This is a genomic window from Bacillus sp. AK25 (genome assembly GCF_048270685.1).
Lineage (GTDB): Bacteria > Bacillota > Bacilli > Bacillales > Bacillaceae > Bacillus > Bacillus altitudinis.
The window spans coordinates 2577788-2590451 of sequence record NZ_JBLUWC010000001.1 but is presented as its reverse complement, the minus strand read 5'-3'; the positions used below and the strand labels follow the sequence as shown (position 1 = coordinate 2590451).

Here is a 12664-nt window from a genome sequence, read left to right as displayed (position 1 = left end):
TTATGAGGCAAGTTGCTTTGGTGGGCTGGTAAACATGGAAATAAGTACACCAATCAAAGCACCGATAATAGCTGGTATGATCCAGCCAATGCCTAAATCGTAAAACGGAACAATTGATTTCAAGATGCCAGGCAAGCCGCCTAGATTCACTTCTGCAGCTAATAATCCATCAATAATGGCAAAGAAACCAGTAAAGATGAGAGAAGTGATATAAATGATTCTTCTGCCATTAATCCAGCGATCAAGGAATGACAATAAAATAATCACAATGGCTAGTGGATAGATGGTCACAAGAACTGGAACGGATAGTGAGATGATCTGTGCGAGTCCAAGGTTTGCAACCAGTGTACTAAATAAAGAGACGATCAGAACGACTGTGCGATAAGACAGGCTAGGGAAGAGCTTTGAAAAATATTCTCCACAAGATGAAATAAGTCCAACACTAGTCGTTAAACAAGCGAATAAAATGGCTGCGCCAAGAACAATGTTACCAGCAGAACCGAATAAAAAGTTGGCAGAAAGTGAAAGTAGTTTTCCTCCTTCATTTGCACCAACCATTCCCGTGGCATCGGGGCTTGAAGCACCCACATAAGCAAGGGAAATGTACACGAGTGCCAGTCCAACAGCTGCTACGAGTCCTGCCTTAATACAAGCTGCTGCAAGAGATTTTCGCTCTGTGATGCCTCTGTCCTTAACAGCTGTCACTACGACGATTCCAAATACGATAGAAGCAAGTGCATCCATTGTTTTATAGCCTTCTAAAAATCCAGTGAAAAGCGGATTTGCCTCATATGTTTTATCTGGAGCACCGATCATTCCCATTGGCGTAGCAATGGCTTTAATGACAATAATAGCAATAACAGTTAATAAGATCGGTGTCAAAATTTTACCAATACGATCAACCAGCTTTGAAGGATTTAACGCAAGCAAGTATGAAATAGTGAAAAACACTACGGTAAAGATGAATAGTGGTACCCATGAAGTGGATTGGGCACCTGAGAGAAATGGAGCTAATCCTATCTCATACGAAACCGTACCAGTTCGCGGAATGGCGAAAAATGGTCCAATGGATAAATACAGAATCACGGTGAAGATAGTCCCGAATTTAGGGTGTGCTTTATCAGCAAGGCCTTTGGCTCCGGTACCTGTAAGGGCGACAGCAATAACCCCTAATAGTGGAAGACCTACGCCTGTAAGTAGGAATCCGCCGATGGCAAGCCATACGTTTTCACCAGCATATTGTCCAAGAACAGGCGGGAAAATCATATTTCCGGCGCCAAAGAATAATGCAAAAAGCATTAGTCCAATAGCAAATGTTTCTTTTATACTTAAACTATTTTTCAAAATAGTCCCTCCTCAATCAGTGTATTGTGTCAAATTTAAATATTCTGACAATTTAGGTGTTTATATGACATTTGCACTATGGATGATATAGTGAAAATGAAAAGTTGTCAACTGCCATTTTCAGAAAATTCTCTGTCTGACTTCATTATGGTAACATATAAATGCATTTATTTTTTAAGTTTTTTTGTAAGGAGTTTAAGATATGATTTATCTTGATAATAGTGCCACAACAAAGCCTTATCCAGAGGTTTTACAAGTACATCAGCAAGTGAGTGAGCGTTTTTTTGGGAATCCGTCTTCGCTGCATCAACTTGGAATTGATGCGAGCCGTCTATTAAGTGAAACGCGAAAACAAATCCTTCACTATACAGGCTTTACACAATATGAGATTATTTTTACTTCAGGTGCAACAGAAGCAAATAACATTGCCATCAAAGGGGCTGCTCTTGCCAAGATGAACCGAGGCAGACATATTGTCACAACAGCGATTGAGCATCCATCTGTCATCGAATCGTTTGAACAGCTGAAAACATTATTTGGCTTTGATATTTCCTATATTCAAGTAAATGAGCATGGCCGTGCAGATATGACGCATTTAAAAGAAGTGCTTCGCCCTGATACAGTGCTTGTCAGTCTCATGCATGTAAACAATGAAACAGGCGCGATTCAGCCGATAGAGGAAGCGGCCAGCATCATTCGGACGTATGCCAAAGAGGCGATTTTTCATGTCGACGGCGTACAAGGAATTGGCAAGGTTCCGCTGCCTAAAGAGATGGATATTGATCTTTTAACGATGTCAGGCCACAAGATTCACGGCCTGAAGGGAACAGGTGCCCTCTTTTTAAAGAAAGAGATCGTGCTTGCCCCTTTTATCACAGGAGGAGAGCAGGAACTAGGCCTTCGCTCAGGGACTGAGAACCCTGCTGGAGCTGTCAGCTTAGCAAAAGCCATAAAGCAATCATTTGAACATTTAAACAAGCATCATGATGAGATGGTCGCTTTAAAAGCAGAGCTAGAGCAGCAGCTTGGAAAGATAGAAGGCGTCGTCATAAACACACCGCTGACGCATAGCGCACCGCACATTGTGAATTTTTCAGTGCCAGGTATTCAAATCGAAGTCCTTCTGCATATGCTCGAAAAAGAAGGCATTTACGTTTCGACAACGTCTGCTTGTTCTGCTAAGAAAAAGGAACCAAGCCGTGTCCTGCTGGCGATGGGGAAATCAGAAGAAGCAGCCAAAAGCAGCATGAGAATCAGTTTGACATATGGGCAAGGACCAGAGCTAGCGCCACAAATCATCACATCGATCGCACAAAGTGTGAAAAAATTAAAAGGAATGAGATAACAACATGAAGTATGACCATATTTTAGTCCGTTTTGGTGAGATTTCAACAAAAGGGAAAAATAGAAAGAAATTTATCGAAAAACTAAGACAGCATATCCGGTTTGTATTAAAAGACTTTGAAGCATTAAAGTATGCATCTGACAGAGACCGCATTACGATCATGCTAAACGGAGAAGACCCTGAACCGATTTCAGAACAGCTTAAAGGTGTATTTGGCATTCAAAGCTTTAGCCTGGCTGTAAAATGTGAGACAAATCTTGATGCCATCAAAGAAGCGGCACTCTCAGCGGTTCATGAAGTGTATGAACAAGGAAATACATTTAAGGTCTCAACGAAACGCTCTTATAAACAATTTGAGCTTGATTCAAATGAAATGAACCGAGAAATTGGTGGACATGTTCTAAGGAATACAGACAACTTAACCGTTAATGTGAAACAGCCAGATGTTCACTTGCGAATTGAAATAAGAGAACACGCGACGTACATTACATTTAAAGATGTAAAAGGTGCAGGCGGACTGCCAGTTGGTTCAAGCGGAAGAGCGATGCTGATGCTCTCTGGCGGCTTTGACAGCCCAGTGGCCGGCTATCAGGCAATGAAACGAGGTATTCAAATTGAAGCTGTTCATTTCTTTAGCCCACCTTATACAAGTGAACGTGCCAAGCAAAAGGTCATTGATTTAGCGGAATGCTTAGCTGCCTATGGAGGCGAAGTCAAGCTTCACATCGTTCCTTTTACGAAAATCCAAGAACTCATTCACAAACAAGTACCAGAAAACTATACGATGACTTCAACGAGACGAATGATGCTCAAAATTGCAGATAAAATAAGAGCCAAGCGTGATGCGCTTGCCATTATTACAGGGGAAAGCCTTGGTCAAGTGGCAAGTCAGACACTTGAAAGCATGTATGCCATTAATCATGTCACAAACACACCGATTATTCGCCCGCTGATTGCCGTGGATAAGAATGACATTATCGAAGAAGCGAGACGAATTGGCACATATGAGACAAGCATTCAGCCATTTGAGGATTGCTGCACGATCTTTACGCCGCCATCTCCAAAAACAAAACCAAAGCTTGAAAAAGTAGAACGATACGAAAGCTTTGCTGAATTCGAGCCAATGCTTGATGATGCAGTGGAGCAGATCGAAACAATCGTTGTCACAAATGAAAAGAAAGCAGCTGACAAATTCGCTGATTTATTCTAAATAAAAAATTTCATAATAATTACCATAAAATCAATCGCATGAAGTCATGTGTTTCTACACATTCTATATTCACAAGGAGGTGAGAACACATGGCTCAACAAAACAGACAAAGCAGTTCTAATCAATTAGTCGTTCCAGGCGCTGCACAAGCGATCGACCAAATGAAGTACGAAATCGCTTCAGAATTTGGCGTAAACCTTGGACCAGAAACAACAGCTCGCGCTAACGGATCAGTTGGTGGAGAAATCACTAAGCGTCTTGTATCTTACGCTCAACAACATATGGGTGGCGGATCTTTCTAAGACACACAATTAAAAAGCTATGGCTTATGAGCGGGTTTATTCCCGCTCTTTTTTTTGTACATAAATTGTTAGAATATTTTTAAAAAAGAAGACGAAATGAAAAAATTATGGCATAATACTAGGAGTAGGTCCTAATTCAAGCATTTTTCAGTTATGAGTGTTAGAATAGGTAAATTGAAACATGATTCGTTTCATAGAAAGAGGCTAAAAGGAGCTGTACCATGAAAAGAGAAGACTTAATTGCACCAGAACAATATAACTTAGTCAGTGAGATTGAAGCGTTCAGTCATGATCAGGAGAAAATCGCCCTGCACTGGCAGGACGGAAATGGCCATGAAGCGCATGTGACATATGCAGCATTAGTGGAAGAGGCAAATAAAATTGGTCATGTTCTATTAAATGCAGGCTTTAAAAAAGGCGATAAAATCATTGTGATGGTGCCGCGTATGCTAGAGGCATACAGCATTTATTTAGCGATTTTAAAAACAGGGATGGTTGTAATTCCTTGTTCAGAAATGCTTCGCGCTAAAGATATAGATTACCGAATTGAACATGCAGAAGCAAAAGGAGCGATTGTTTACGCATCATTCATTCAATCGTTTGAAGGAACCAACCAGCCAAAAGATTTCAAAACATTCTCGATTGGTGAGAATGATCATGGCTGGACAAACATTGTTGCGCAAAAGGAAGAGCAGTCAAGCGAGTTGAAATTGGCAGACACAACACGTACGGACATGGCGTTTCTATCTTATACATCAGGCACAACAGGTAATCCAAAAGGGGTTGTTCATACACACGGCTGGGCGTATGCACATTTACGTACAGCGGCCAAAGCATGGCTCTCCATTAATGAAGGGGATAAAGTATGGGCAACAGCAGGACCAGGCTGGCAAAAATGGGTGTGGAGTCCTCTCTTATCTGTTTTAGGAAGTGGAGCAGAAGGTTTTGTTTATGGAGGAAAGTTTAATCCGGATACGTACTTAGAGCTGCTTCAAAAAAATGAAATCAATGTTTTATGTTGTACACCAACGGAATATCGGTTTATGGCAAAAGTAGATGACCTCAGTCAGTACGAGCTGCCGAAATTGCATAGTGCTGTTTCTGCGGGAGAGCCGCTTAACCGTGAAGTCATCGATACGTTCAAAAAACATTTCGATATCGAAGTGCGAGATGGTTACGGGCAAACAGAAAGCACGCTGCTAGTCGGGGTGCTGAAAGGAATGGACATCAAGCCAGGCAGCATGGGCAAACCAACACCTGGCAATGAAGTAGAGATCATTGATGAGAATGGCCAGATCTGTGCTCCAGGAGAAATAGGTGACATTGCCGTTCATCTTGAAACGCCGGCTTTATTCAAGGAATACTATAAAGATGCAGAGCGTACAAAGGCGCAGCGCCGCGGGGATTACTTTATCACCGGTGATCGTGCGAAAAAAGATGAAGACGGGTATTTTTGGTTTGAAAGCCGCAGGGATGATATCATTGTCAGCTCAGGTTATACAATTGGCCCGTTTGAAGTCGAAGATGCACTGATTAAACACCCAGCCGTGAAAGAATGTGCGGTCGTGGCAAGTCCAGATGAAATCAGAGGATCAATCGTGAAAGCATACGTCGTCCTGCGTGATGCATCTGCACAAAGCGATGAGCTGATTAAAGAACTGCAAACACACGTGAAAAATACAACAGCACCGTACAAATATCCAAGAGAAATCGAATTCATTGACGAGCTACCAAAAACTCCGTCAGCGAAAATTCGACGTGTCGAGCTGAGAGAAAGAGAGCTTGCACGAAAATCATCATAACAGTAGAAACAATAAGCGTCTGGATGGAAAATCATCCAGCGCTTTTTTTATTGGACAAATCAAATATGTAAAATTCGTTCATGATGTTTTATGTTAAAATGTGTAAGGATGATTTGAAAAGGAGAATGTTCTGAAAATGTCGATTGCGATAATTCATGGGATTGTGCTTGCCTTTGGTCTTATTTTACCTTTGGGCGCACAAAATGTATTTGTATTTCAGCAAGGAGCCCTTCAGCCTCGATTATATCGCGTACTGCCTGTGGTCATTACAGCTGCTCTCTGCGACACACTTTTAATTACTTTAGCTGTCATTGGGGTTTCGGTTGTTGTACTCACCATCCCTATCTTGCAAATGGGTCTTTTTATCATTGGATTTTTCTTTTTACTTTATATGGGGTGGTCAGTTTGGAACACGAGCTCCGCAACAGGTAATCAAGAAAAGATGGACTTGATGCCTGTGAGAAAACAAATCATATTTGCCTGTTCCGTTTCACTTTTAAATCCTCACGCGATTCTCGATACAATAGGAGTGATAGGAACGAACTCTCTTCAATATCATGGGGCGGAAAAGGTGGCATTTACCGCAGCCTGTATCATTGTCTCGTGGTTATGGTTTATGGGTCTTGCCCTTCTCGGGAAAATGTTAGGAAAGCTAGATACAAACGGCAAGTGGATGAACCGGATCAATAAAGCCTCTGCGGTCATGATCTGGCTGGTTGCATTATATATCGCCTATCAGCTTATTGGATAAAGGATACATAGAGCAAAAGAGGCGTGATGCATGAAAATGAGTGCTGAACATGTCATGGGAAAAAGCGTTGGATGGAAAACATCTGGCGCTTTTTTGTTGACTACTATTTCGGGAGAAGCTTCAGTTACATCCTGTTCATTTTTATCAGACATGCTGACGATTCAATTACCTGGAGGAAATGATCAAAATAGAATGTATGCTACACTATAAAAAAATGTATTTTATTGGATGTGGAGGTTTTCAAATGGCTCATAAAGAACAGCGTAAAGGGGCAGTGCTTGCTGTCTTGGATACATTGACGTTTGGTGTACCAGTTTTGCTGTGGAATTTATATAAGAATACGAATAAAACATTGAAGCTGATGATCCCGATTATTCCAATAGTAGGTTTCATCACGTATCTTTTAGCATCTCTTTACTAATGTGTTCAAAAATCATTTGCATGAGCGATACGCTCATGCTTTTTTCATTCGATCATTTTTTGAAGATGGTTTGATTTAATAGACGGAGAGCTTGTACGATATCATCCATTTGATTTCGGTCAGAGGAAGAAAGGCTGTCCATGAGCATGGATTCAATTTGTTGAAATGCTTTGTCCATACACTCGCGGCCTTTTTTAGACAGCATAATGACATGTTTTCGCTTGTCATCTTTATCTTCTTGTCTATCAATGAATTGTTTTTCGTGAAGCTTTTTCAATTCTCTGCTGACATTCGGAAGAGACATGTGCTGACAATCGGCGATTTCGCTAGGTGTTAGCGGCTCACTGACGGCTAACTGCTCCAGAATCAAATATTGTAGAGTGGTTAGATCAGAGGGTTTGATCTTGCTCATCATAGCATGTTTCAGCTCAGAAAAAGTAGAAGCAAATGTGACAAACTCTTTGAAAAAATGTGGGTTTTTCATCATGTTTCACCTCCTACGTACCATACCAAATTTATTATCAAAAAACAATTATCATTTGACAACTAAAAAAGAGGGGTGTATGCTTTTAGTTATCAAATGATAACTAAAGGAGCCAAGCCATGAATGTACTCATTATTTATACTCACCCCCATCACAATAGTTTAAATGGTGCTTTTTTTAAAGAAATCCTAAAGGGCAGTGAAGAAAATCCAAACGTTCAAGAAGTGAGAATCATCGATTTATACCAAGACAAATTTGATCCTGTACTTATTTTTAATGAAGAGAAAAAAAGACGTGATATGCATAAGGACCCTGAGATTCAAGAATATCAAGAGAAAATCAAATGGGCAGACAACATCGTGTTTGTTTATCCGATTTGGTGGGGGCGGCCGCCAGCCATGCTGCTTGGTTTTATTGATCGCATGTTTGCAGCGAATTTTGCTTATCGTCAAACAGGCGGGCTGCTTCCAGAAGGCTTGTTAAAAGGAAAGAGGGCTGTATGTGTTTCGACAATGCAAGGACCGACCCACTATCCTTTCTTCTTTTTGCAAAATGCTCATAAGATGTTAATGAAACGAGCTCTTTTACAATATGTCGGGATTAAACCGGTGAAGTTCTTTGAATTTGGCATGATGGAAAGTCCGAAAGGGAAGCATGACGTGAAATTAAAACGGATATACAACTATTTTCGGAATATCAGCTCATAAAACCACATTCCTTGAGTCACTTTTCTTCTAATTTGAACCTGTTATGTCTTAAAATGACAGAGAGAGTGAGTGACTCATTCTCTTTATTTGAAAAGGGGGATATGGATGAAGAAAACATTGTTTAAAGATGCGGCTCTTATCACACTTGATCCATCTTTAGGTTTTCTGGAGAAGGGAGATCTATTAATTGAAGGGGCACATATTTTAGAAGTCGGACCTTCGATTGAAGCAAGCGGTGCTGATGTTGTGGATGCGTCTGACATGGTCATCATGCCAGGGCTTGTGGATACCCATCGTCATGTGTGGCAGTCTGTCATACGGGGAATCGGAACAGATTGGTCTTTGCAAACGTACTTGAGCAAAATTTATTATGGCAACTATGGGGCGATGAGACGTCCATCAGATGATCGAATTGCTAATTATTTAGGCGCATTAGAGGCATTAGATGCAGGAGTGACCACGTTTTTCGACTGGACGATGATCAATTCTATGGATCATACAGAAGAACTCATTGGAGGTTTAAAAGATGCGGGTATTCGAGCGGTCTTTGGTTTTGGTACCTCTGGAGATGCAGCATATTGGGACAGAGAGAGTACGCTCACGAATATGGAAGACGCAGCCCGCATGAAACAAAAACATTTTCAATCTTCGGATCAGCTGTTGACGATGGGACTTGCCATTCGTGGACCAGAATTTTCTTCATGGGAGACGACCGTCTTTGAAATTGAAACAGCGAGATCACTAGATGCATTATGCAGTATGCACATTGGCTTTGGAAATTGGGGAGCAGCGGATCGATCGATTGAGCGACTTCATCAAGCAGGGCTGCTCGGGCCTGATTTGAATATGGTGCATATCAATGCAATTGATGCAGATCAAATGAAGATGTTAGCTGACAGCGGAAGCTCCATCTCGATTACACCTGAGATTGAAATGATGATGGGACACGGATATCCTGTCACAGGGCTTGCTATTGAAAATGGCGTTCTGCCAACGCTTGGTGTAGATGTGGTGACAGCGACAGGAGGAGATTTATTTGCCCAAATGAAATTCGGACTACAGGCGGAGCGAGCGATTCAAAATCAATCTTTATTGATGGAAGGGACGATGCCGGGACCTGAACTTGGATTGTCTGCTCAGCAAATGCTTGAAGCAGCCACAATAAACGGGGCTCGTGCCTTGAAGCTTGATGACAAAATCGGCTCACTCACACCTGGAAAAGAAGCTGATTTTATCTTGATCGATCGGACAAGCATGAATCTTCTTCCGATGACAGATCCAGCTGGGGCAGTTGTGCAAACGGCACACCCTTCAAATGTTGATTCTGTCTATGTGGCTGGAAAAGCAGTGAAACAAAATGGGAAGCTGGTTGGAGTGAACTTAGAAGAGGTCAAACAAAAAGCTTATGCGGCAAGAGATCACATTTTATCGCATCAGTTTGAATCAACAAAATGACGTGCAATATCCCCATAGGCCACTGCCTATGGGGAATACTTTACAACGATTCTTTAATGACTTTTTTATAATATTGGACAGATAGGAATCCGAAGACGGAGTATAAAACGGTATAAATCGCCATGACAATCAGCATAGGTGTCCACAGTTCGCTACCAAATAAAAACCAGCCAGATTGTACAGCAAAGTAGCTGTGCAAGAGCCCAACGAGAAGCGGAATGCCAAAGTTGAAAAGCTGTTTGAGCCGAATGCCTTTTAAGAGATCTGTCTCCGTAAAACCAAGCTTACGCAGAATCGTGTATGAGCTTTGTTCCTCTTCGCTTTCATTCATCTGTTTGAAGTATAAAATACAGCCTGAGGTCACAAGGAAGCTGAGGCCTAAAAATCCGACTACAAACATCATCAATCCGATGGTTTGTTTTTGCTGCTGAGCTGAAGCCAATTGAGACATGCTGTTGTCACCTAGTTTTAAAGAGGTAAACACATCATTCGCTTGTTCAAGGTTTTGATCATCTTTTATATTGACTGCGTGATATTGATTATTCTCAATCTGAAGTTTAGGATCTTTCAGCTGGTCAAGCTGATCAAAGACACTTTGACTGACGACAGCAACAGGTAGACCACCAAACGTAAAGTTGTAAGAAATGAGGTAATCTTTCTTCATATCAATGACCTTTAAATCAAGGGGTTTCTTAATAAGTAGTTTCACATCTCCTGAACTTTGAATCGGCATGAATTTCTTCAATAAATCACTGTAGCCGCTTAAGATGACTTCGTTGCTTTTCACATGAATATTTGGTGCGTTTTTCTCACTGATCACAGGTAGAGTTAAGACGCCTGGATCATTATTCATATTTTTAATCTCTGAATCCATGATCTTTTTTGCGTCAAACTTCGCTTGAATGACCTTGAACTGCTTTGTTTCATACGCAATATGTTTGTCAGAAAGTGCACGAGTGAAGGTATCGGTATCTTTCTCAGAACCCATGACGAAATGTGATGGGATCTGTTGTTCAGCGGTTTTTTCTGCTGAGTAATAGGAAATGTAGCTTAAAGATAACAACCCGATGGCAAGCGCAGATACCGTTGTAATAATCGTTAAAAGCAGTGCGTTTGATTTTAACCGGAACATAATAGATGACAGAGACAGGACTTCATGAATGGCGAGATAGCCATTTTTTCGTTTGCGTACGATATTGGCAATGAACGAAACAGAGCCTTTATAGAAAAGAAAGGTACCGATAATGACAGAGGCTAGAATATAAATCATCGCTAAAAGTAACGCAAGCATGGACGTATATGTGCCGGTAAAAAGCTGAGAAGAAATATAATAGCCTGAGCTGATGAATGCAATGCCTAGAACCCCAATGATGATTTCAAACACAGAGATTTTTTTCACACGCTGTTCTGTAGAAGACGTGGTTCTAAATAAAGATAAAATCGTCTGTCTATTAATAAACCATCGATTTCTTAACATAATTAATCCATAGATGACGAAAAAGACGATCAGTGTCTGCAAAAGGGCCATGCCTGAAAAATGCAGGTTGGCGATGGCGTTCACGCCGGTTACTTTAAATAGCACCATCAGCATGAGTTTTGAACCGATAAATCCAGCTATGATACCAATAGCCATGGAGACCACGTATAGGATAAAGTTTTCTGCATTGAGTAGTTTGGCAATTTTTTGTTTCGTCATGCCAATGAGCTGCAGGAGACCTATTTCTCTCCCTCTTCGTTTAATAAAAATGCTGTTCGCATATAACAGGAAGATTCCAACAATGGCAATGAGTAGTACTGAAGCGGCTTTAATCGACGCACCGCCCTTAATGGACCCCTTTACATCATCAAGTGCTGGTGAATACTGCAAGGTGACAAAGGAAAAATAGAGCGCTACACTAAATACAAGTGCAAACACATATAAATAGTAATTTTTTAAGTTTTTCTTCAGATTGCGGAAGACGAGCTGATTAATGTTCATGCTTCACACCGCCTAAAACACCTTGCGTTTTCATAATATCCTCGAAAAACATCTTTCTCTCTAGTGCGCCTTTATTCAATTGTGTATAGATCTGTCCATCTTTGATAAAAATCACTCGTCTTGAATAACTGGCTGCAACAGGGTCATGCGTCACCATGACAATGGTTGCTTTGCGCTTGTGATTGAATTCTTGCAGTTTGTTCAGTAAGTCAGAAGCAGATTTGGAATCAAGTGCTCCGGTTGGTTCATCAGCAAAAATGAGGCTTGGTTCATGAATAAAGGCACGTACCGCAGATGTCCGTTGCTTTTGTCCACCAGACAATTCATTTGGATATTTGTCTCTTAGTTCATAAATCCCCATATCCTCTGCAAGCTGTTGAAAGCGTTCAAAAGCTTCTTTTTTAGGCGTTTTAGAGATGGATAATGGCAAGAGGATGTTCTCTTTAACCGTGAGTGTATCAAGTAAGTTATAATCCTGAAAAACAAAGCCAAGCTGTTTCTTTCTAAATTCAGCGAGCTGCTGATCTTTCATTTGCGTCATTTCTGCATCTGCGATCCGAATCGATCCGCTGGACACATGATCAATCGATGACAATACGTTCAAAAGGGTCGTTTTCCCCGAGCCTGATGGCCCCATGATGCTGACAAATTCTCCAGCTTCTATCGTCAAATCAATGCCTTTCAGCACCTCTTGTTTATTGAATTTATTTCCATAGCTTTTATATAATTTGCGAGCTTCTAAAATGTTCATCTGTCGAACCCCTTTTTTATTTAATTGATATCTCTAGTATAAAAAGAAGCTGACCAGACTTCCTGCGATTTGGCGAACAAAACAGACGTGCATGTGACATTGTTGTCACATGCT

Annotated in this window: 13 protein-coding genes; 9 read left to right on the top strand and 4 right to left on the bottom strand. The window is 41.0% G+C overall.

Annotated elements, in window-relative coordinates; translation table 11 throughout:
• Positions 1-1344 carry a branched-chain amino acid transport system II carrier protein gene (gene brnQ / locus ACNO7B_RS13405; RefSeq protein WP_366963411.1) on the bottom strand — a complete coding sequence of 448 codons (1344 nt, stop codon included), beginning with the start codon at positions 1342-1344 and terminating at the stop codon, positions 1-3.
• Positions 1345-1546: 202 nt separating this feature from the next.
• Here brnQ and ACNO7B_RS13400 point away from each other — a divergent pair, with 202 nt between their 5' ends.
• The 7 genes from ACNO7B_RS13400 (at position 1547) to ACNO7B_RS13370 (ending at position 7175) form a co-directional block, all read left to right on the top strand.
• Positions 1547-2689 carry a cysteine desulfurase family protein gene (locus ACNO7B_RS13400; protein ID WP_366963413.1) on the top strand — a complete coding sequence of 381 codons (1143 nt, stop codon included), beginning with the start codon at positions 1547-1549 and terminating at the stop codon, positions 2687-2689.
• A 4-nt stretch (positions 2690-2693) separates the two neighbouring features.
• Positions 2694-3899, top strand: a complete 1206-nt coding sequence (thiI, locus tag ACNO7B_RS13395) for a tRNA uracil 4-sulfurtransferase ThiI (RefSeq protein WP_060781289.1) — start codon at positions 2694-2696, stop codon at positions 3897-3899.
• 89 nt (positions 3900-3988) lie between these two features.
• A complete protein-coding gene (locus tag ACNO7B_RS13390; protein WP_003216385.1) occupies positions 3989-4201 on the top strand; it encodes an alpha/beta-type small acid-soluble spore protein in 213 nt (70 codons plus the stop codon).
• Between the two features lie 221 nt (positions 4202-4422).
• Positions 4423-6003 carry an acyl-CoA synthetase MbcS gene (gene mbcS / locus ACNO7B_RS13385; RefSeq protein WP_056705515.1) on the top strand — a complete coding sequence of 527 codons (1581 nt, stop codon included), beginning with the start codon at positions 4423-4425 and terminating at the stop codon, positions 6001-6003.
• Between the two features lie 136 nt (positions 6004-6139).
• The gene (locus ACNO7B_RS13380; protein ID WP_039168907.1) at positions 6140-6754 is read left to right on the top strand and encodes a LysE/ArgO family amino acid transporter; all 615 of its coding nucleotides are present in this window, start codon (positions 6140-6142) and stop codon (positions 6752-6754) included.
• Between the two features lie 30 nt (positions 6755-6784).
• Entirely contained in the window at positions 6785-6964 is a 180-nt protein-coding gene (locus ACNO7B_RS13375; RefSeq protein ID WP_410685012.1) for a hypothetical protein, read from the top strand.
• 34 nt (positions 6965-6998) lie between these two features.
• Positions 6999-7175 (top strand): hypothetical protein, encoded by a 177-nt coding sequence (locus ACNO7B_RS13370; protein WP_243824407.1) that lies wholly within the window; start codon positions 6999-7001, stop codon positions 7173-7175.
• Between the two features lie 52 nt (positions 7176-7227).
• Here the strand turns inward: ACNO7B_RS13370 and ACNO7B_RS13365 are convergent, their stop codons facing one another.
• Positions 7228-7662, bottom strand: coding sequence for a MarR family winged helix-turn-helix transcriptional regulator (locus ACNO7B_RS13365; RefSeq protein ID WP_017358294.1), 435 nt, complete (start codon positions 7660-7662; stop codon positions 7228-7230).
• A 116-nt stretch (positions 7663-7778) separates the two neighbouring features.
• On the opposite strand from ACNO7B_RS13365, the gene ACNO7B_RS13360 reads away from it, so the two are divergent.
• Entirely contained in the window at positions 7779-8366 is a 588-nt protein-coding gene (locus ACNO7B_RS13360; RefSeq protein WP_326110802.1) for an NAD(P)H-dependent oxidoreductase, read from the top strand.
• A 105-nt stretch (positions 8367-8471) separates the two neighbouring features.
• Positions 8472-9821 (top strand): amidohydrolase family protein, encoded by a 1350-nt coding sequence (locus ACNO7B_RS13355; protein ID WP_417901609.1) that lies wholly within the window; start codon positions 8472-8474, stop codon positions 9819-9821.
• A 40-nt stretch (positions 9822-9861) separates the two neighbouring features.
• Here ACNO7B_RS13355 and ACNO7B_RS13350 read toward each other — a convergent pair whose 3' ends face one another.
• Both ACNO7B_RS13350 and ACNO7B_RS13345 read right to left on the bottom strand, forming a co-directional pair.
• Complete coding sequence (locus ACNO7B_RS13350; RefSeq protein ID WP_417901608.1) at positions 9862-11799, bottom strand: FtsX-like permease family protein; 1938 nt, start codon at positions 11797-11799, stop codon at positions 9862-9864.
• Entirely contained in the window at positions 11789-12550 is a 762-nt protein-coding gene (locus ACNO7B_RS13345) for an ABC transporter ATP-binding protein (RefSeq protein WP_007501759.1), read from the bottom strand. The genes ACNO7B_RS13350 and ACNO7B_RS13345 overlap by 11 nt, the downstream gene beginning before the upstream one ends.
• Positions 12551-12664 lie beyond the last annotated feature (114 nt).